At 61.9% G+C, this 17,902-nt stretch carries 23 protein-coding genes and 1 tRNA gene; 9 read left to right on the forward strand and 15 right to left on the reverse strand.

Translation table 11 applies throughout. The annotated features are described in order from the left end of the window. A partial coding sequence (locus MOV76_RS32070; protein WP_247266023.1) for a ribonuclease E/G occupies positions 1–2,209 on the reverse strand: 2,209 nt, incomplete at its 3' end. A 623-nt stretch (positions 2,210–2,832) separates the two neighbouring features. Between MOV76_RS32070 and MOV76_RS32075 the strand changes: the two genes are divergently transcribed. The 3 genes from MOV76_RS32075 (at position 2,833) to prfB (ending at position 8,141) form a co-directional block, all read left to right on the forward strand. Continuing rightward, the gene (locus MOV76_RS32075) at positions 2,833–4,089 is read left to right on the forward strand and encodes an N-acetylmuramoyl-L-alanine amidase (protein WP_247266024.1); all 1,257 of its coding nucleotides are present in this window, start codon (positions 2,833–2,835) and stop codon (positions 4,087–4,089) included. A gap of 360 nt (positions 4,090–4,449) precedes the next feature. Beyond that, positions 4,450–6,909: a penicillin-binding protein 1A gene (locus MOV76_RS32080; protein ID WP_115156944.1), complete on the forward strand. Its 2,460-nt coding sequence runs from the start codon at positions 4,450–4,452 to the stop codon at positions 6,907–6,909. A 100-nt stretch (positions 6,910–7,009) separates the two neighbouring features. Next, a protein-coding gene (gene prfB, locus MOV76_RS32085) for a peptide chain release factor 2 (RefSeq protein WP_112902571.1) occupies positions 7,010–8,141 on the forward strand; the annotation gives its coding sequence in 2 pieces (ribosomal slippage) (positions 7,010–7,078 and positions 7,080–8,141; 1,131 coding nt in all). A gap of 57 nt (positions 8,142–8,198) precedes the next feature. On the opposite strand, the gene MOV76_RS32090 is transcribed toward prfB, so the two are convergent. Genes MOV76_RS32090 through MOV76_RS32100 form a run of 3 tightly spaced genes read right to left on the reverse strand, consistent with a single transcriptional unit; the run spans position 8,199 to position 10,542 of the window. Then, positions 8,199–9,215, reverse strand: coding sequence for a dienelactone hydrolase (locus MOV76_RS32090; RefSeq protein ID WP_182566034.1), 1,017 nt, complete (start codon positions 9,213–9,215; stop codon positions 8,199–8,201). Positions 9,216–9,248: 33 nt separating this feature from the next. Then, positions 9,249–9,764 (reverse strand): hypothetical protein, encoded by a 516-nt coding sequence (locus MOV76_RS32095; RefSeq protein WP_018241629.1) that lies wholly within the window; start codon positions 9,762–9,764, stop codon positions 9,249–9,251. Between the two features lie 4 nt (positions 9,765–9,768). Next, positions 9,769–10,542: an NAD kinase gene (locus MOV76_RS32100; protein WP_168298171.1), complete on the reverse strand. Its 774-nt coding sequence runs from the start codon at positions 10,540–10,542 to the stop codon at positions 9,769–9,771. Between the two features lie 158 nt (positions 10,543–10,700). On the opposite strand from MOV76_RS32100, the gene MOV76_RS32105 reads away from it, so the two are divergent. Beyond that, a tRNA-Thr gene (locus tag MOV76_RS32105) sits at positions 10,701–10,776 on the forward strand. A 93-nt stretch (positions 10,777–10,869) separates the two neighbouring features. On the opposite strand, the gene MOV76_RS32110 is transcribed toward MOV76_RS32105, so the two are convergent. From MOV76_RS32110 to MOV76_RS32160, 11 genes are all read right to left on the reverse strand, one after another. Next, positions 10,870–11,076, reverse strand: coding sequence for a hypothetical protein (locus MOV76_RS32110; RefSeq protein WP_247266025.1), 207 nt, complete (start codon positions 11,074–11,076; stop codon positions 10,870–10,872). Then, the gene (locus MOV76_RS32115) at positions 11,076–11,420 is read right to left on the reverse strand and encodes a hypothetical protein (protein ID WP_247266026.1); all 345 of its coding nucleotides are present in this window, start codon (positions 11,418–11,420) and stop codon (positions 11,076–11,078) included. Before MOV76_RS32115 ends, MOV76_RS32110 begins: the two co-directional genes overlap by 1 nt. Further along, positions 11,417–11,905, reverse strand: a complete 489-nt coding sequence (locus tag MOV76_RS32120) for a hypothetical protein (protein ID WP_247266027.1) — start codon at positions 11,903–11,905, stop codon at positions 11,417–11,419. The genes MOV76_RS32115 and MOV76_RS32120 overlap by 4 nt, the downstream gene beginning before the upstream one ends. Next, positions 11,902–13,107, reverse strand: coding sequence for a tyrosine-type recombinase/integrase (locus tag MOV76_RS32125; RefSeq protein ID WP_247266028.1), 1,206 nt, complete (start codon positions 13,105–13,107; stop codon positions 11,902–11,904). Before MOV76_RS32125 ends, MOV76_RS32120 begins: the two co-directional genes overlap by 4 nt. A 15-nt stretch (positions 13,108–13,122) precedes the next feature. Then, the gene (locus MOV76_RS32130) at positions 13,123–13,365 is read right to left on the reverse strand and encodes a hypothetical protein (RefSeq protein WP_247266029.1); all 243 of its coding nucleotides are present in this window, start codon (positions 13,363–13,365) and stop codon (positions 13,123–13,125) included. Between the two features lie 201 nt (positions 13,366–13,566). Then, a complete protein-coding gene (locus tag MOV76_RS32135) occupies positions 13,567–13,704 on the reverse strand; it encodes a hypothetical protein (RefSeq protein WP_164986472.1) in 138 nt (45 codons plus the stop codon). Beyond that, a complete protein-coding gene (locus tag MOV76_RS32140; protein WP_129418782.1) occupies positions 13,701–13,949 on the reverse strand; it encodes a hypothetical protein in 249 nt (82 codons plus the stop codon). Before MOV76_RS32140 ends, MOV76_RS32135 begins: the two co-directional genes overlap by 4 nt. Next, positions 13,936–14,232, reverse strand: coding sequence for a hypothetical protein (locus MOV76_RS32145; RefSeq protein WP_247266030.1), 297 nt, complete (start codon positions 14,230–14,232; stop codon positions 13,936–13,938). The genes MOV76_RS32140 and MOV76_RS32145 overlap by 14 nt, the downstream gene beginning before the upstream one ends. After that, positions 14,229–14,528 carry a hypothetical protein gene (locus tag MOV76_RS32150; RefSeq protein WP_247266031.1) on the reverse strand — a complete coding sequence of 100 codons (300 nt, stop codon included), beginning with the start codon at positions 14,526–14,528 and terminating at the stop codon, positions 14,229–14,231. Before MOV76_RS32150 ends, MOV76_RS32145 begins: the two co-directional genes overlap by 4 nt. 38 nt (positions 14,529–14,566) lie before the next feature. Then, positions 14,567–14,905, reverse strand: coding sequence for a hypothetical protein (locus MOV76_RS32155; RefSeq protein WP_247266032.1), 339 nt, complete (start codon positions 14,903–14,905; stop codon positions 14,567–14,569). A 307-nt stretch (positions 14,906–15,212) separates the two neighbouring features. Beyond that, complete coding sequence (locus MOV76_RS32160; protein ID WP_247266033.1) at positions 15,213–15,824, reverse strand: LexA family transcriptional regulator; 612 nt, start codon at positions 15,822–15,824, stop codon at positions 15,213–15,215. A gap of 153 nt (positions 15,825–15,977) precedes the next feature. Here MOV76_RS32160 and MOV76_RS32165 point away from each other — a divergent pair, with 153 nt between their 5' ends. From MOV76_RS32165 to MOV76_RS32185, 5 genes are read left to right on the forward strand one after another with little or no spacing between them, the layout of a single operon-like run. Then, positions 15,978–16,178 carry a hypothetical protein gene (locus tag MOV76_RS32165; RefSeq protein ID WP_247266034.1) on the forward strand — a complete coding sequence of 67 codons (201 nt, stop codon included), beginning with the start codon at positions 15,978–15,980 and terminating at the stop codon, positions 16,176–16,178. Next, positions 16,175–16,474, forward strand: coding sequence for a hypothetical protein (locus MOV76_RS32170; protein WP_247266035.1), 300 nt, complete (start codon positions 16,175–16,177; stop codon positions 16,472–16,474). The genes MOV76_RS32165 and MOV76_RS32170 overlap by 4 nt, the downstream gene beginning before the upstream one ends. Continuing rightward, positions 16,471–16,719 carry a hypothetical protein gene (locus MOV76_RS32175; RefSeq protein WP_247266036.1) on the forward strand — a complete coding sequence of 83 codons (249 nt, stop codon included), beginning with the start codon at positions 16,471–16,473 and terminating at the stop codon, positions 16,717–16,719. The genes MOV76_RS32170 and MOV76_RS32175 overlap by 4 nt, the downstream gene beginning before the upstream one ends. Beyond that, positions 16,716–17,012 (forward strand): hypothetical protein, encoded by a 297-nt coding sequence (locus MOV76_RS32180; RefSeq protein WP_247266037.1) that lies wholly within the window; start codon positions 16,716–16,718, stop codon positions 17,010–17,012. The genes MOV76_RS32175 and MOV76_RS32180 overlap by 4 nt, the downstream gene beginning before the upstream one ends. After that, the gene (locus MOV76_RS32185; protein ID WP_247266038.1) at positions 17,012–17,839 is read left to right on the forward strand and encodes a DUF6551 family protein; all 828 of its coding nucleotides are present in this window, start codon (positions 17,012–17,014) and stop codon (positions 17,837–17,839) included. Before MOV76_RS32180 ends, MOV76_RS32185 begins: the two co-directional genes overlap by 1 nt. The last annotated feature ends 63 nt before the right edge of the window (positions 17,840–17,902 follow it).

The raw sequence follows: 17,902 nt of genomic DNA on the forward strand, positions 1-17,902 counted from the left end.
GGCCACGGCGGCGCCTGCGGCGCTTGCGCTTGCGATTGCCGTCAGCTTCGCCTTCCGAGCGCGCTGCGACCGGCCGTTCGGCGACGGCCGGCTTTTCCTCGAGTTCCTCGTCTTCCTCCTCATCCACTTCGATGACGATATCGTCGTCGTCATCCTCGGGAATGGCTGCGAAGTTGAAGAGCGTTTCGATCTTGACCGGGTTTTCCACCGGCTCGCCGCGATCGATCGCGAAATGCTGTGCTCCGACCGAACCGTCCGCATCGATGACGATAGCGACGCCGAAACGGCTTTCGTAATCGATGATCGTCTGGCGCTTGTGGTTGAGCAGGTAGAGCGCGATGTCAGGCGTGGTGCGCACGGTGATGTTGTGCGTGGTGTTCTTCAGCAGATATTCCTCGATACCGCGCAGGACATGCAGGGCGACGGAGGACTGCGAGCGCACATGCCCGGTGCCGCCGCAATGCGAGCAGACCTGCGTGGTCGATTCGAGAACCGACGCGCGGATGCGCTGTCGCGACATTTCGAGCAGGCCGAAATGCGAGATCCGGCCGACCTGGATGCGGGCGCGGTCGTTCTTCAGGCATTCCTTCAGCTTCTTCTCGACAGCGCGGTTGTTGCGCTTCTCTTCCATGTCGATGAAGTCGATGACGATCAGGCCGGCAAGGTCGCGAAGGCGAAGCTGGCGGGCGACTTCGTCTGCAGCCTCGAGATTCGTCTGCAGCGCGGTGTCTTCGATCGAATGTTCGCGGGTCGAGCGGCCGGAGTTGACGTCGATCGAGACCAGCGCTTCGGTCTGGTTCATGATCAGGTAGCCGCCGGACTTCAGCGTCACCTGTGGCTGCAACATGCGATCGAGCTGAGCTTCGATGCCGGAGCGCGAGAAGATCGGGTGGATGTCGCGGTAAGGCTGAACCACCTTGGCATGGCTCGGCATCAGCATCTTCATGAAGTCTTTCGCTTCACGATAGCCTTCTTCACCGGAAACGATGACTTCGCTGATATCCTTATTGTAGAGGTCGCGGATCGAGCGCTTGATCAGCGAGCCTTCCTCATAGACGAGGCAGGGAGCGGTGGACGCCAGCGTTAGCGTGCGCACATTTTCCCACAGGCGCATCAGATATTCGAAGTCACGCTTGACCTCGACCTTGGTGCGGTTGGCACCGGCGGTGCGAAGGATGACGCCCATGCCCTGCGGCACCTCGAGCAGGCGCGCGATTTCCTTCAGGCGCTTGCGGTCGGCAGGATTGGTGATCTTCCGGGAAATGCCGCCGCCGCGCGCCGTGTTCGGCATCAGGACGGAATAGCGGCCGGCGAGCGAGAGATAGGTGGTAAGGGCTGCACCTTTGTTGCCGCGCTCTTCCTTGGCGACCTGCACGAGCAGGATCTGGCGGCGCTTGATGACTTCCTGGATGCGGTACTGCTTGCGCGGCTTGCGCTGCACGCGGTCCGGCACTTCTTCCATCGCGTCTTCGGCGCCGACGGATTCGATGACTTCCTCTTCGCCGTGATCGTCATCATCGTCGTCATCATCGTGGCGACGCTTGCTGGTATCGACGTCCTCGGAGATCGAGTCGGTTTCCACCATGGCGGCCATCGCGCCGCCGGTCGAGCCGTCATCCTCGTTGTCGACGCTCGACGCGCCTTCGGCTTCAACGTCTGTGGGAACAGCGTCTTCGGTCGCAGTCGTTTCGGCGGCCGGTTCTACGGCCTTCTTGCGGCTGCGACGCGGCCTTGCCTTCTTCGCCGGCGCTTCCTCGGCGGCCGCGGGAGATGCTGCGGCTTCTACCGCTGCCGTCTCTTCCGTTACGGCAGCCGTTTCCGGCGCCTCTGCCGGCACGATGCCGACATCCGGCTGATCCTGCTTGGAAAGATCGACCATCGGTGCGGTTTCGACATGCTCGACGTCCTCGTCGCGGCGATGCTCCTCGGCTTCGGCCCGAAGCAATGCCTGACGGTCGGCAAGCGGTATCTGATAATAGTCGGGATGGATTTCGGCGAAGGCCAGGAAGCCGTGCCGGTTGCCGCCGTAGTCGACGAAGGCGGCTTGCAGCGAGGGCTCGACCCTCGTTACCTTTGCAAGATAGATGTTGCCGCGGATCTGCTTCTTGTGCTGGGACTCGAAGTCAAATTCTTCTATGCGGTTCCCGCGAACGACAACGACGCGCGTCTCTTCCTCGTGAGACGCATCGATAAGCATTTTGTCTGCCATGTAAGCTGTGCTCCTCGGCGTGGCCGCGAGAGCGCATTCCCGACTGCTGTTGAGACAGAAAGAATGCGGTCCGCAGTGGCCGCGCCGGATAATGAAAGTCGCGCCTGATGCGAGGGGGAGGGCAGCAGCCAGACCGCAACCGGAACCATTTCGGTCCGGGGCCTGTACACTTCAGATAAAACCTGCTGCGAAACCATCAACAACCAAGCGTGATCGACAAATACGAAGACCCGTTCGGGTCCGATGAGTTTGCTCCCTGAGAGCGTGGTGGCTGATCCACCAATGAATTCCGACAATGAGCCGGAAAATCAGGATCCAGTTCTAGGGATTAAGCGCATGAGACGGCGGACGATGACCGGTGTGGCGCCAGGTCCTGATCTGGCTGGCAGCCTTTGCGGCGACTCTATCCCGTCAACACTTTACCCTGAAATTCGTTGTATGTTTTCTGTGTCACAATAGCAAGGGAAAAGCCAAATGTGCCATAATATTGATGGATTTCGCAACGCATAGAAACTGGGGATAAAGTGATCGCGATTCGGCAGGCCACAGCGGGTGTTTCGTCACAGGGACGCTGGCCGTAGCTGCGTCGGGTCCATCGCAATACAAATAGGGTGTGCGGTTTATTGTTTAAGAGGGCTCGGATCGCGGCGAAATCCGCAGCGCGGCGATCGACAATCGCAAGGCGGGTTCTGGCGGCGCTTTTGGCCGCTAGTCTCCTGCCGGTCGCTGCCAGCTCCGTCGAGGCCGGGGATCCGCTGCTTGCCTATGGCGCGCGCATCGTCGGCGACGATGCAAGGACGCGCATCGTCATCGATTTCGATCGCGAGCCGCGCTTCTCGGTCCACTATATCGCCAATCCGGAACGCATCGTCGTCGACCTTCCGGCGACAGCCTTCGGTTTTCCGGCGAAGGATCTTGCCGCCCGCGGCCTGTTCAAGGATATCCGCTACGGCAAGATGGACGAGGAGAGCGCCCGCATCGTGCTGACGACGGCAGGGCCGGTGAAGCTGGCGCTTGCCAAAGTGCAGGCCGACGAGGCCGGCAAGGGTCATCGCCTCGTGCTCGATGCCGAGATGATCGACAAGCGGGCCTTTGCCGAACTGGTGAAGACGCAATCCTGGAGCGATCGAGGTGAGGCGGCTCAGACGACCAGCGCCATTCCCGCACCGGAAAAAGCTGCTCCCGGCGATTTCGTCATCGCCGTCGATGCAGGCCATGGCGGCATCGATACCGGCGCGATCGGCGTCGACACCAAGACCGAGGAAAAGCAGGTGACGCTTGCCTTCGCCAAGGCTTTGACCGACCGGCTGAACAAGGAGCCGGGCATCAAGGCTATCCTGACGCGTGAGGATGACGAGTTCCTGTCGCTTTCGCAGCGTGTGCTGATCGCCCGCCAGAACCACGCTGGGCTTTTCATTTCGCTGCATGCCGACACGCTGAAGCAGAAGGATATCCGCGGCGCCACCGTCTACACGATCTCCGACAAGGCATCCGACAAGCTCGCCGCCGACCTTGCCGAACGGGAAAACCTTTCCGACCAGATCGCCGGCAAGGAGACGGTCGCCGAGCCGCCCGAGGTCGCCGACATCCTGCTCGATCTGACGCGGCGCGAGACGCAGGCCTTCTCGATCTCGCTGGCCGAGAGCGTGCTGAATTCTTTCAAGGATCAGGTCGGCACCATCAACAATCCGCATCGTCATGCCGGCTTCCGTGTGCTGCAGGCCCCTGACGTGCCCTCGATCCTTCTCGAGATCGGGTTCCTCTCGAATGCCGAGGACGAGAAATTGCTGCTCGACGAGGCCTGGCGCGGGAAGATCGCCGGTCTCTTGACCGACGCAGTCAAGCGATACCGTGCCGCCGTCATGGCGAATGGCGGCTAATATACGCGCCCCAAAATCTGTAGGGGTCGCAGCTCGACGACATGCATAAAATCAAAGACTTGAAGTGCGTCTCCTGAATCAAGTTCTGAGCAAGATGCCTCAGATTAGCGGCGGGGGCAGGCGTTGCTTGGATGTGACAGTTCTAATGAAACGCGGCCGCAGCAGTGAATGCGGCGCAGACAGCCCTATTTTGCTCACATTCGCGCCGTTACTCCGGCTTATGTTTCGTAAGCCTTGAGCGCGGAATCGGCTTGTGGCGGTAACGCTCATGGAGTAAGCCGCGCAACGTGCAAATTGCCTTGATCTGTACAATCGTTGCGGCTGCGCCGATTGAAGATCGAAAAGACCGGTAGCTGAAATATGGTTAGACTTTTTGGATATTTCTTCGGAATGGCCTGCGTCCTGTTTCTGGTCGCGGCGGCGGGTATTGCCATCTATCTCGCCAATGTCGCGAAGGATCTTCCGGACTATGCCGTTCTGAACAGCTATGCGCCGCCGGTGACGACCCGCGTCCATGCCGGAAACGGCGCTCTAATGGCCGAATACGCCAAGGAAAAGCGTCTATTCCTGCCGATCCAGGCCATTCCGGACCGTGTGAAGGCCGCTTTCCTGTCGGCCGAAGACAAGAATTTCTACAATCATCCGGGCGTTGATCTCACCGGCCTCGGCCGCGCCATCCTCGTCAACCTGCAGAATTTCGGTTCCGGCCGCCGCCCGGTCGGTGCTTCCACAATCACCCAGCAGGTGGCCAAGAATTTCCTTCTGAGCTCGGACCAGACCATCGACCGCAAGATCAAGGAAGCGATCCTTTCCTTCCGTATCGAGCAGGCCTACAGCAAGGACAAGATCCTCGAACTCTACCTGAACGAGATCTTCTTCGGTCTGAATTCCTATGGCATCGCCGGCGCAGCACTCACCTATTTCAACAAATCCGTCACCGAACTGACCGTCGCCGAAGCCGCCTATCTGGCATCGCTGCCGAAGGGGCCTGCCAATTATCATCCGTTCCGCCATCCCGAGGCTGCACTCGAGCGCCGCAACTGGGTGATCGACCGCATGGTCGAGAACGGTTATGTCAGCCAGAGCGACGGCGAGGAAGCCAAGAAGCAGCCGCTCGGCGTCACCGCCCGCACCACTGGCCCATCGCTCTTTGCTTCCGATTATTTCGCCGAAGCCGTGCGCCGCCAGCTGATCGACCAGTACGGCGAGAAGGTCCTTTATGAGGGCGGACTTTCGGTGCGCACGTCGCTCGATCCGCAGATGCAGCTCGCTGCCCGCAAGGCGCTGCAGGACGGTCTAATCACCTATGATGAGCGCCGCGGTTTCCACGGCCCGATCAAGCAGATCGATGCAAGCGGTGATTGGGGCAAGGCGCTAGCCGATATTCCCACCCTGTCCGACGTGCCGGAATGGCGGCTCGCGGTCGTGCTCGCCGTGTCCGACTCGACCGTCGACATCGGCCTGCAGCCGGCCAAGGATGGAAGCGGCAAGGTTGCCGCCGACCGCCAGCGCGGCACGATCGACGCCAAGAACATGCAATGGGCCTTCCGTTCGGCCGACGGCGCCCGCAAGACCACGAAATCGCCGGTCGGCGCCGTGGCGCCTGGTGACGTCGTTTATGTCGCAAAGCTCGGCGATGACGCGTCGACCTCCTATCGCCTGCAGCAGCCGCCGAAGGTCCAGGGTGGCCTGGTCGCGATGGATCCGAAGACCGGCCGCGTGCTCGCCATGGTCGGCGGCTTTTCCTACGCCCAGTCCGAATTCAACCGCGCCACCCAGGCGATGCGTCAGCCAGGCTCCTCGTTCAAGCCCTTCGTCTACGCCGCGGCAATGGACAATGGTTATACGCCGGCCTCCGTCATCATGGATGCGCCGATCGAAATCGTCTCGGGCGGCCAGGTCTGGAGGCCGGAAAACTACGGCGGCGAATCCGGCGGCCCGTCGACGCTGCGTTCGGGCATCGAGCATTCGCGCAATCTGATGACGGTGCGCCTCGCCAACGATCTCGGCATGAACATCGTCGCCGAATATGCCGAGCGCTTCGGCATCTACGATCACATGCTGCCGGTTCTTTCCATGTCGCTCGGCGCCGGCGACACGACTGTGCTGCGCATGGTCTCGGCCTATTCGGTCATCGCCAATGGCGGCAAGCAGATCAAGCCGACATTGATCGACCGCATCCAGGACCGCTACGGCAAGACGATCTTCAAACATGAGGAGCGTGTGTGCGAGGGCTGCAATGCCGGCGACTGGCAGAACCAGGAAGAGCCGAATGTCGTCGACAATCGGGAAACCGTTCTCGACCCGATGACCGCCTACCAGATCACCTCGATGATGCAGGGCGTCATCCAGCGCGGCACCGCTGCCGGCAAGATTGATCTCGGCGGTCGCGACGTCGCCGGAAAGACCGGCACCACCAACGACGAGAAGGATGCCTGGTTCGTCGGCTTCACGCCGGATCTGGTTGCAGGCCTCTATATGGGCTTCGATACGCCGGCCCCGCTCGGCCGCGGCGGCACCGGTGGCGTCTTGTCCGCCCCGATCTTCAACGAATTCATGCAGGCTGCCGTCAAGGACACGCCGGAATCGAAGTTCGTCATTCCATCAGGCATGAACCTGATTTCGATCGACCGCAAAACCGGCATGGCGGCTGGCGACGGCGATCCGAACACCATCGTCGAGGCCTTCAAGCCCGGCACCGGCCCGGCCGACAGCTTCTCCGTGATCGGCATGGACAGCACCATGGCGCCGGAAGAGATCCTGAAGACCTCGCCGCAGGCGAACCAGGCCGTCCAGACCGGCACGCCCGGCCTGTTCTGACCGAGGCCTGAATTTTGCACGCCCGCCGCGGCCCTTTACATCCGCGGCGGGCGTCTCTATGTCACCAGCACCTGAATAAGACCGACAGAGAAGCAGGAAAATGCGAGCGGAAATCGAAAACGTGGTCGATGAAACCAAGCAGGCTATCACCCTGCTGAGGAGGCATCTTTGACTGGGACCAGGCGATAAGACGGCTGGACTGGTTGAACAACAAGGCAGAGGATCCGAACCTCTGGAACGACGCTTCCGAAGCGCAGAAGCTGATGCGCGAGCGCCAGCAGCTGGATGACGGCATTAACGGTGTCAAGCAGCTCGAACAGCAGCTGAACGACAATATCGAGCTGATCGAGCTTGGCGAGGAAGAGGGCGACCAGAGCGTCGTCAAGGAAGCCGAGGACACGCTGAAGGCCTTGAAGGCCGAGGCTGCACGCCGCCAGGTGGAAGCCATGCTCTCCGGCGAAGCCGATGGCAACGACACTTATCTCGAAGTCCATTCCGGCGCCGGCGGCACCGAAAGCCAGGACTGGGCGAACATGCTTCTGCGCATGTACACCCGCTGGGCTGAACGCCAGCGTTTCAAGGTCGAGCTTCTCGAAGTTCATGACGGCGAAGAGGCTGGCATCAAGTCCGCGACCCTGCTCGTCAAGGGCCACAATGCCTATGGCTGGCTGAAAACGGAATCGGGCGTGCACCGCCTGGTGCGGATCTCGCCCTACGACAGCAATGCGCGTCGCCACACCTCCTTTTCGTCGATTTGGGTCTATCCGGTTGTCGACGACTCGATCCAGATCGAGATCAACGAAAGCGACTGCCGCATCGATACCTACCGTTCGTCGGGCGCCGGCGGCCAGCACGTCAACACCACCGACTCGGCCGTGCGCATCACGCATATCCCGACGGGCATCGTCGTGCAGTGCCAGCAGGAGCGTTCGCAGCACAAGAACCGTGCCAAGGCCTGGGACATGTTGCGCGCCCGCATGTACGAAGCGGAACTGAAGAAGCGCGAGGATGCCGCTAGCGCCGAAGCCGCTTCGAAGACGGAGATCGGCTGGGGTCACCAGATCCGCTCCTACGTGCTGCAGCCCTACCAGCTGGTCAAGGACCTTCGCACTGGTGTCGCCAGCAGCGCGCCGGACGACGTTCTCGACGGCGACCTGAACGAGTTTATGGAAGCAGCACTTGCCCACCGCATCAGCGGCGCCGCCGACGCGGTCGTCGAGGATGTCGACTGATCGGATTATCGATGCATTGAGATAACAAAAGCCCCGGAGACGGGGCTTTTGTTTTGCTCAAGCCATCGCGCTTATACCGCTGACTTGGAACAGCGCTGCCGACAGATTGGCAATCTCCTCATGGATGACTGCGCGCTCGATGCCTGGGGGATCGGTAAAGAGTTCTGCCGCAAAGGCAAGGCCGAGCGCCGTGCCCTCTGGCACGAAGACATAATGTCCAAGGCCGCCGCTGAAGATTTTAAGGGCGCTGCGCCGGAGCCGCGCATGCAGCCACGACGAACATTCTTCGGCCGGTGCCGCCCTGTCGGCGTCACCGACCAGGATGAGGGCAGGCGCATCGACAGCTTTCAGGCTTTCCTCGCTGAAACCGAGAACGGACCGGCCCGGCGCGCAGATGAGTGCGGCCCTGATTCTGTCGTCTCGGTAGGAGTTCGACATCCGGGACCATGAATCGCGAAACACATCGCTGGTGCGCAGCAATGCCGGGATATGGTCTGCAAGGTCGGGAAATTCCCTTGGTCCGCGCGCGCCACCCGGCTTCATCCTCGATGGTTCGAACTGCGAGAACTGGGCAACAGCCCCAAGAAGCAGCATCACGCTATAAGCCCCGGCCGAAAATCCGGCTGCGAAGACACTGTTCGTATCGATATCGCCAGAGAGATCGCTGAGCCATGCATCGCGGTGGTCGAGCATGTAGCTTAGGTCAGGCGCCCGCTCCCAAAGGCAGGCAAAGCCTTCAGCGCGATAAGGCTCGATGCCGGTATTGCCGTGATGACTGACGCCGAGCGCTGCAAACCCGCGATCGACCAGGCGTCGCGCCAGCCACTCCAGCCCGGCCGCGGATCCGCCGGTGCCATGCGACAACAGAACGAGGGGATAGGGCCCGGCCTCCGGCCGGATGGGTGCATCGCGGGCGACGGCCGCCCTCTGGAACCAGCTTCTTTCCGGGACGTCGCTTTGTGCGTCATCGGCGGCGGGGTACCAGAGGGACCAACGGATCGGTCTAGGGCCGGCGGCGTCCCAGTTCGACCTTTTCTCGTCGTAGAGGACGCCGTCGCGAAAGCCCAGTTTCATCTCTTGAATGCCCTTCGAACACGTCCCAGCCGTTCAATTCGTCGCTTTCTCGACGGTGATGTCGCCGAATTCGTCGATCAGCACGGTCCAGCCATCCGGCTCCGCGGCAGGGTCGGTCTTCAGATAGACTGTGGCGAAGAGCCCCGGTTCCTTGATGATGCCGTTCGAATTCTCGGGGCGTATATCGGTAACGTAAGGCTTCAGGTCGCTGAACTCCTGCAGCTCGATGGTCGAGGCGATCGCCGGGCCGGTCTCGGTCTGGGCAATCTGCTGCAGATAGATCTTCGAGGTCCTGTCCGGCTGGCGGACGGCAAAGAGCTTGTAGTAGCCGTGGCGCTGCGCGGCCTTTCCCTCGGGATTGGCGACGCTCTCGGCGCTCGTCGGCACCCGCTCGACCGCCGGTGCATTGCCATCGTCCTCCCAGTAGCCGGTACTGGTCGCGAAAATCACCGATGCCGGCAGGAGGGCATCCTGCGCCGGGCCGGCCGCCGCTGCAATGCTCCATCCCGCAAGCAGGAGGCTGGTCATCAATATCCGTCGCATTGCCATCGTCTCAATCCTTGAACTGCTCGGCTAGAATCCGGTCGGACCAGGAGCGGTCGGGATCAGAAAGGATGCGCGCCGTCACATGCTCCGACTGGGCGATGCGAATATGCAGCACCGACTTGACCTCGGTATTGTCGGCCACTGCGTTCACCGGTCGCTTCTCCGGCTCGAGAATGTCGATATCGACGGTCACCTTGTTCGGAAGCAGAGCGCCCCTCCAGCGCCGAGGCCTGAAAGCGCTGACCGGCGTCATGGCGAGCAGCGGCGCCTCGAGCGGCAGGATCGGGCCATGGGCGGAAAGATTATACGCCGTCGATCCGGCAGGTGTCGCCACCATCAGCCCGTCGCAGATCAGTTCTTCCAGACGGACGCGCCCATCCACCATAACCCTTAGATTCGCGGCCTGATAGGACTGGCGAAAAAGATAGACCTCGTTGATGGCGAGCGCCGTCGAGTTGGTGCCGTCGGCGTTGGCCGTCGTCATCTGCAATGGCCGGAAGACGTTTTCGACGGCGACGCAGATGCGCTCCTGAAGCTGGTCGGTGCGATAGTCGTTCATCAGGAAGCCGACCGAGCCGCGATTCATACCGTAAACCAGCTTGCCGGAGTTCATGGTGTTGTGCAGCGTCTGCAGCATGAATCCGTCGCCGCCGAGTGCGACAATGACGTCGGCTTCGTCGGCCGGGACGTCGCCATAGATGCGAATCAACTCCTCGCGCGCGGCAAGCGCCTCCGTCGTTGGTGAGGCGAGAAAGGAAAGCGTCTGAAATGAACGGCCCATGCAATGCCCTTTATGATGCTGCCCTAGCTAAAGGATAAAGGCCTTGCGCGACAAGGACGTTTTCTATCGCGAAGCGTTTTGAGCTGCAGCCGAACTGTCCGCGCAGGCACGGATTTTCCCTTTACAGAATCACAGAATCTGCTAGTTGGGCAATTATTGCCCTTGTAGCTCAGTTGGTAGAGCACCTGATTTGTAATCAGGGGGTCCCGGGTTCGAACCCTGGCGGGGGCACCATTTCCCCTTTTCGGTGCAACTATTTACGCGATGGCGTGAGGCGGAAACGCTGATCTGTGAGGCGGTTATTTTTCGCCTCCGCCTCACGAAGTCTCACGGCCGCCTCACGGCGTTTGCGAATGCGTAGGCCAGCCGAGCCGCCACGTTGTGGCCCACCCACTTCTGAAGCGTCTGGTGATCGGCGACGTTTTGGCAGCAGCAGTAATCGTCGGCACCGCGGCAGCCGCACCGCTGGGCCTGTTCCTTCATCTCGTCGTCGGTGAGGAGGCGCTGCGCTCGATATGGGAGATGCATGCTCATCAGTCGTACCCCCACGATTTTGCGATGCGGACGAACTCATCGTATTTCGGCCGGTCTGGATGGCCTTCCGGAACTGGTCGCCCGGACAGTTCCGAAATCGGCGTGCCGAGCGGTTGCCCGGGCTCGCGAGTGCTCGCGAACGATATCGAGACGTCGTCGTCGCAGTAGTACCAATCGTCCGGCGCCGCCTGGTCGCAGTGCTTGCAGAATGCAGATCGACGATCCGGATCGTGCTCGTAGTCGTGATCCTCGCAGCACTCCTCGCACCAAAGAGGCGAACCGTCTAAGGCACAAAAGCCGATCTCCTTTCGGCAGACGCGGCAATTACAATCCTGCTCTGTCATGCCCCACTCCAATTCCAGATGCCTTGAGCGCCACGTGCCGGCGCCGGCGGTGCGAGCTCGTCGACCTCGAGCATTGGCCAGCCCCAGTTGAAGGTGTCATCGCGATCGCTGTCATTGCCTGCAGCTTCGCCGAACTCTGCAGCGCAAGCATCGCCGCGCTTCGGATCGCCGACGATCGCAGTGCAGACGACGTGCGACAGCGGCAGCAGTGTCGGCAAAGCGCCTTTCTCTGCCTCGAGGATCCGTGTCAGCAGCGGGAGGGCGATTTCGGCGTGCAGACACGGCGTTTCACCTCGCGACGGATTGGAGAGGCGCGCATGAAGGTCATAGATCTCGGGGAACTTCATCGGCCGGGCGGCGGCGTGAATGGCGAGCCGTCTGCCGATGAGCCATTCGGGCGGCTTCCATCCTCGGAACTCGTAGGGCTTCGCGCCGATAGCGATTAGCGTCGCCCACGGCTGCCAGACAGTGAGGGCTTTCATCATGCGATCTTCCTCTTCTTTCGCTCTTTGGCATGCCACTTCTCCATCTTCTCGATCGCGGCGGTGGCATCCTCCTCCTCGATCGCCATGTAGTGCTTGAGAATGTCGAAGATGGTCCGGGGGCTGTGGCCGGTGATGGCGCAGATCTCGTGGATCTCGCAGCCGGCGCGCTTCAACCAGGTGACGGCCGTGTCGCGCAGGTCCTGGTCGCGCAGATCGGCGATCGACGGCATGGTCAAGGCGGCGATCGCTCTTATATCCTCGATCTTGTGACGGTAGTGGCTTGATGTGAACGGCCGCTTCAGGCGCTCGCAGACGACGACATGTTCGTCATCGATGCCGAGATCCTTGCGGCGGACGATCCCGGCGTCCAGGCGCTTCTGCAGCTCGCGGGCGATCGGGATCGAGACGCGGGCGCCGGTCTTCATCTGCCGGAAATGCATGCGGCGGGCTCTCACGCCCTCATAGCGCAGCTCCAGGCGGTCGCCCTGCCTCTGGCCGGTCCAGACGCCCAGCATGATCATGTCGCCAATCTCCGGCCATCCTGCGGCGTCTGCGGTGGCGACGTAGTGGTCGATCTCCTCGATCGAGCCGACGCGCAGCCGCGCCGGCGGCGCTTCCATGCCGAGGCCGTGGGCGGGATTGACGACCAGGCCGCGCACGCGGCCGCGGCTGATCGCCCATTCGATGGCGATGCCGAGGATGGTCATGGCGCCGTGGGCAGATGCGTGGCCGGCGAGAACGAAAAGCTTGTCGTAGACGCCGAGGCAGATCGGCTTATCGAGTGCCTCTACTTCCGACGTCCAGATATCAGGGGCGTAATTCTTGAAGACGTTGCCCTTGTAGCGGTACTCGTCGACCGTCTTCTTGGCGAGCGTGCCCATGTGCGGGTTGATGTTCGGCTCGAGCCAGTCGGCAAACAGCTGCTCGACCGAATAGGAGCGGGTGAGCGGCACGGCCGCCGGCGTCGGCTTCTTCGCCTTTGCCTTCTTCTTCGGCTTGGCGGCGTCCTCGCGGGCGAGCTGGCGGGTGAAGGCGCGGGACCACTCCAGGCATTGCCCGGCGGTCATCCAGGCGCCGTCCTCGTTCTTGAGATCCTCGCCCTCATAGCCGCGCTCGCGCAGACCCTTCGAGGGGATGAAGCGCGGGCGGCCATGGCGCCAGGTGACATAGGTGATCTTGGGATCGGGGCGGTCGGTACTCATTACAAGGTCCAATCGTTAGCAGTTCATCAGCCAGTGGCGCCGGCCGGCGCCCTGTTCGCAGTCGCAGCCGTTCTTCTGGCCGGTGGCGAAATTCTCGTCGGCAGAGATCTCCCAACGGCTTTCGATGCCGGTCGGGTTTTTCCGGTTCGTTTCCTGCTCGATCTTCTCCTTGGTCCAATCGGCAGGGGCGCAGACGCTGCAGCAAACAAGGCCAGAGGTCAGGCAGTAGAGTTCGTCGTCGGCAATGGTTTCGGTCATGGGATCCTCCTGAAAACAAATCGGCCCGGCAGCTACGCAAAACACAGGCTGCCGGGCCGTCTCTTGTGCCCGGCTGAACCGGGCGGACAGGGCCTTGCACAAGGGGGTGAGCAAGGCCGTGCAAATTTTGTGGGGCAGCAACAGGGCGGCGGTCGCTGCCCCGCGCCGCCATGGAGACGCGAGACTGTGGCGGCGCCCGGCCTACCGCTTGCGCTTGCGGACGGGGAGTACCGCCGGGAAGCGCAGGCTGCAGGCCCAGAGAATGAGGGTGAAGCCGACGATCTCGCTGAGCAGGATCGCGCCAGCGATGGCGCCGAGGGGGAGATCGGTGCAGCTCACTGGATCGACCCTCCATACATGCGGCCGAGGAGCTGCGTGGTGCTGTTCAGCGTGCCGGCGGTCATTGCCGCCTCGACGATGACGCTTGCGTTGGCCTGCTGGCTCGCCACCTGGCGCAGCTGCAGGGCGGCAAGATCCTCGAGGATGGCGCCGCGCTCCTTGAGCTCGGCAATCAGCCGCGTCATCAGATGGTCGGTCTGTCCGGCCGAAAGCTCGAGCAGTTCGATCAGGTCACGCGGTTCCATCGGTCTTCCCCCTGTCTTGGCCCTTCAGCTTGGCGGCGGCGATCTGGCCGGCCGTGGTGAGGGTCACTTTCTGGTGGCCGACGCGCACGAGCTCGAGCCGTGCGAGCGCGTTGATAGTCCGGACATTGAAGCGCTTGTCGCCTATCGCCCAGGTCGTGCCGCGCGGACGCTGGTGGCGAAAGAACTCGATCGAGAGTAGCGCGTCGCGCTGCGTCAAGTTCAGAACCCGGCGCGGATCGGTGACGGCGGGGTTGTCGGAGACGGATGTGCCGGGAGGTGTCATCGGCCGGTCTCCCGCTTGCGCGCCTCGGCGATCGACACCACGCAGAGCTCGGCGTGATCGACATATCTCTTGTCGATCATCTCCTTGAAGCCTTCGGCGAGATCCCGGAACCCGCCGCGCATGAAGTTGGCGGCGAGAGAAGAGTGGATCATCACGGTGAGATCCATCAGGGCGATCAGAACATGCGCCGGCTGTTCGCCGCGCTCCATCTCGGCCTCTATCCACTTTGCCAGATGCTCCGAGAAGGGACTGGCGGATCCGCGCGCGACAACGCGCTGGATTGGGCTGTCGGACACAAGGGCCTCCTCGAGGCCATAGTTCAGCACGCGCGCCTTCATAGCCGTGCCCCCGTGTTGTCGATCGCCAGGCGCGGGCCGGTGAAGGCGGTGCGGTCGGGACGGACATAGGCGATGTGCAGCGCCTGGCGGTTGGCGAGCACTGCCTCGTCCGCCTCGGCCTTGGTCTCGGCGGCGCGCTTGCGATCGCCGTAGCTGTCCAGCCAGCGGGTAACGGCGGTGCGCGACCAGCGCTGGCGCCTGGCGTTGCCTGGCAGCCGTGCCGGCATGCCTTCAATTTCAACCAGCGCCCGAGCCTTGCGAAGGAAATGCTCCTTCGTCAGCTCGAGCGCCGCGGCGATCTCTTCCGCGCCGACGGTGTCGTCTTTCAATGTCATGGGTTTCGCGTCTCCATGTGCTTTTCAGGTGCAAATCAGCCTGCATGTGCAAGACTGTGCGATTTTCATATGAAAAGCAAATGCAAATTGGAAAAGCAAACAAAAAGACTATCGGCGACTGGTGTGAACCGATGTGAAAAATTGTGAGTGACGGCAGGTTTCGGGACTAAGCCTCAGTTCAATGCGAACTCAAGTTGTGCCTAGTCCTCAATTCAGTGCGCGGAACGTGTCCCAGGACTAACCCTCAGTTCAGTGTGAACGGGTCTAGTCCTCAGTTCAGTGCGGATTGGGGATTGCGGCCGGCTGGCTATGCGCGGAGACGAAAGCCGCCGACGATGACGCCCATGATGGCGACGTTCTCCTCGTCGACGATCTCGGGTAGGGCGGGCTCGCCCTCCATGTAAGCGGTCATCAGGTAGGGCGTGCGGAAGACGCGGAAGACGGTCTCTGCAGTGCCGCGTCGGAAGTCGTACCTCTGCGCGCAGACTGCGTCGCCGTTCCGTGGCTGCATTCCGCGATCGACGACGATGACCATGCCGGGCATATAGCCAACGGCCGCCAAGCTGCTTGTTTTCAGGGTCCAGAGGTCAACCGTGCCTGCATGAGCAGCTGCGGCTTTCAGCGCGCTTTCCACCATGCCCTCCGGTTTGTCGATCGCGATATACGGTGCGGCCTCGTCCTCGCTGAACTGCTGCATTTTCGGCATAAGCTTGCTTTCATATGCCGGAACGCGAGTAGCATTTTCAATCTTACGGACGGTCGACGATGTGAGGGTATGGCCGCTTTCGTTCTTGGCCTTGAAGCGCGTGAGCGTGGACGGGTTAAGCCCCGCCGCCCTGGCGATCTCGGTGATCGTCAGTCCGCTCGACTTGGTAATGTGATCCAGCCAGGCGAGCTGCTGGTCGCGCAGGGTGCTCATACAGTGAGATATCCCACCGCGTGCCAGCATGTTCAAAACGCAAAACTCCACTTGACTTTGTGCAGCAAATCACATGACCGTATGAAAATACAATCGGAATGTGAAAAAATGACTGTGTATAGTTTCTCCGAAATTCAGGAGCGATGCTCCCGGTTGGGGATTTCACAGAAAGAGCTGTGCCGCGTAGCTGATGTGAATGAGACGACCTTTTCGAAAGCCAAGACCAAAGACCGCGAGCCGACAGAACGGACGCGTCGCAAACTTTCCCGGGCGCTGGTGACGATCGCCAACGAGCGCGGCGTTGCCGTGCTCGAGGAAGCGCACGCGGACGAACCGAAAGGGACGCTGCAATGAGCGCGAGCAAGAACCTGCTGGATCGGCTGATCCAGATCATCGAGGAAAAGTCGGACGCGGTGCCGCCGCTCAAGAAGGAATGGGATAGCGACGATCATCGCCGCTATCACGCCGCTGGCGAGCGGATCCTCGAGGAGCTCGTCGCCGAAGAGGCGGCCAAGGTCGACAAGCGCTTCGACGCCACGGTGCTGAAGATGGCCGGCATTAAGACGAGTTCGACGAGTGGCGCCTGGGGCGCGCTCGCCAACTGGAAGAACGCGGCACAGCGGCGCATCGACGAGGGCAGGGCGCTATGAGCGATCCGCGCTTCGACGTGCTGGCGAGCCTGCATTTCACCTGGGAAGGCGACGATCTCGGCGCTTCGGTGTTGCATCACATCGCGATCGCCCGCGCGCCATCGCCGACGAAGGATGCGCTTTCGCTCGGCTGGCTGGAGGGCGAGCTCGTGGCGGACGGGCACAGCTTGAAGGGTGACCTTCGATTGACAGACCTTGGTCGCCAGAAGCTGTTGGAGTTCCGGCAGGGATGGACGCCGCTATGAGCTCGCTCGCCCTGCACGTCGCGGACAAGCGGCCCGAGGATCCTGCAGACCTGACCGGCTTCTATGCCGGCCTGCTCGCCGTTCTCAACGACGCGGCGCTCAACCACCATGGCTGGACTGGGTCTGTTGTTGCCGACCTCGGTGAGATTGGCGGCTACGTCTACATGAAAATCCGGCCCGGCGAGGGCGATGAACCCTTCGCAACGATTGAGGATCTGCGCGCCTTCCGCAAGCGGCAGGCAGAGGAAGCCCGGCGCACGGAAGAGGCGTCTAAACAAGCGAGGTTGATCTGATGAGGCCTGTCAGTTTTTCCGATAAGGATGCCGTTGCAGAGATCAGCGCCGGCCCGGCGCCGATGCTGCAGTGGCTGAAGATCGCCGATCTGCGCGTCGACGACAGCTATCAGCGCGACCTGAAACGGGAAAACTGGACAGCGATCCGGCGGATTGCCGCCAATTTTCGCTGGTCGCGCTTTTCGCCCGTCTTCGTCGCGCCGATCGAGGGCGGACAATATGCCATCATCGACGGCCAGCACCGCACGCATGCGGCCGCCATGTGCGGCTTCGAGACGGTGCCTTGCCAAGTCGTACAGATGAGCCATGAAGAGCAGGCGGAGGCCTTTGCCGCCGTCAATGGCGAGGCGACCAAGGTCACGCTCTGGAACCTCTACAAAGCCTCGCTCGCTGCCGGGACGGAATGGGCGGTCAAGATCCAGACGGCCGCCGCGGCCGCCGGCTGCAGCGTCGCCGTCAGCAACGCCTCGACCGCCTCGAAAAAGGCCGGCGAGATCTACGCGGTCGAGGGTTTCCGGCGCAGCGTCGAGAAACACGGGCAGACGACGGTGACCGCCGCGCTGAAAGCGCTTAGCGCCGTCAACGGATGGCGCGAGGAAGCGGTTTATTGGGAGGCCGGCATTCTGCTGCCGATCCTGAATACCCTCTGCCGCCGGCCGGCTCTCCTCGATCTCGATGATTTTCCCGGCGTGTTCGAAGAGTTTCCCCTGTGGAAGCACATCGACGAGATAGCGGAGGACAACAAGAAGGCCGTCCGTAGCGGCACCAAGCCGCGGGCACGCAGCGAGCAACTGCAGGACCGGCTGCTGGTATTGCTTGGATCGTAGTTTCCAGCCCGGGAGCACGTTGCTGTAGCGCCGGCGCCGGTACCCGCCATGCGCCCCGCCGCG

This window comes from Rhizobium sp. PRIMUS64 (assembly GCF_023006465.1).
GTDB lineage: Bacteria > Pseudomonadota > Alphaproteobacteria > Rhizobiales > Rhizobiaceae > Rhizobium > Rhizobium leguminosarum.

Coding starts and splice junctions, on each gene's coding strand:
- MOV76_RS32080 (WP_115156944.1), top strand. CDS start 4,450: ATGGTTAGACTTTTTGGATATTTCTTCGGAATGGCCTGCGTCCTGTTT.
- MOV76_RS32090 (WP_182566034.1), bottom strand. CDS start 9,215: ATGAAACTGGGCTTTCGCGACGGCGTCCTCTACGACGAGAAAAGGTCG.
- MOV76_RS32095 (WP_018241629.1), bottom strand. CDS start 9,764: ATGGCAATGCGACGGATATTGATGACCAGCCTCCTGCTTGCGGGATGG.
- MOV76_RS32100 (WP_168298171.1), bottom strand. CDS start 10,542: ATGGGCCGTTCATTTCAGACGCTTTCCTTTCTCGCCTCACCAACGACG.
- MOV76_RS32110 (WP_247266025.1), bottom strand. CDS start 11,076: ATGAGCATGCATCTCCCATATCGAGCGCAGCGCCTCCTCACCGACGAC.
- MOV76_RS32115 (WP_247266026.1), bottom strand. CDS start 11,420: ATGACAGAGCAGGATTGTAATTGCCGCGTCTGCCGAAAGGAGATCGGC.
- MOV76_RS32120 (WP_247266027.1), bottom strand. CDS start 11,905: ATGATGAAAGCCCTCACTGTCTGGCAGCCGTGGGCGACGCTAATCGCT.
- MOV76_RS32125 (WP_247266028.1), bottom strand. CDS start 13,107: ATGAGTACCGACCGCCCCGATCCCAAGATCACCTATGTCACCTGGCGC.
- MOV76_RS32130 (WP_247266029.1), bottom strand. CDS start 13,365: ATGACCGAAACCATTGCCGACGACGAACTCTACTGCCTGACCTCTGGC.
- MOV76_RS32140 (WP_129418782.1), bottom strand. CDS start 13,949: ATGGAACCGCGTGACCTGATCGAACTGCTCGAGCTTTCGGCCGGACAG.
- MOV76_RS32145 (WP_247266030.1), bottom strand. CDS start 14,232: ATGACACCTCCCGGCACATCCGTCTCCGACAACCCCGCCGTCACCGAT.
- MOV76_RS32155 (WP_247266032.1), bottom strand. CDS start 14,905: ATGACATTGAAAGACGACACCGTCGGCGCGGAAGAGATCGCCGCGGCG.
- MOV76_RS32160 (WP_247266033.1), bottom strand. CDS start 15,824: ATGAGCACCCTGCGCGACCAGCAGCTCGCCTGGCTGGATCACATTACC.
- MOV76_RS32170 (WP_247266035.1), top strand. CDS start 16,175: ATGAGCGCGAGCAAGAACCTGCTGGATCGGCTGATCCAGATCATCGAG.
- MOV76_RS32175 (WP_247266036.1), top strand. CDS start 16,471: ATGAGCGATCCGCGCTTCGACGTGCTGGCGAGCCTGCATTTCACCTGG.
- MOV76_RS32180 (WP_247266037.1), top strand. CDS start 16,716: ATGAGCTCGCTCGCCCTGCACGTCGCGGACAAGCGGCCCGAGGATCCT.
- MOV76_RS32185 (WP_247266038.1), top strand. CDS start 17,012: ATGAGGCCTGTCAGTTTTTCCGATAAGGATGCCGTTGCAGAGATCAGC.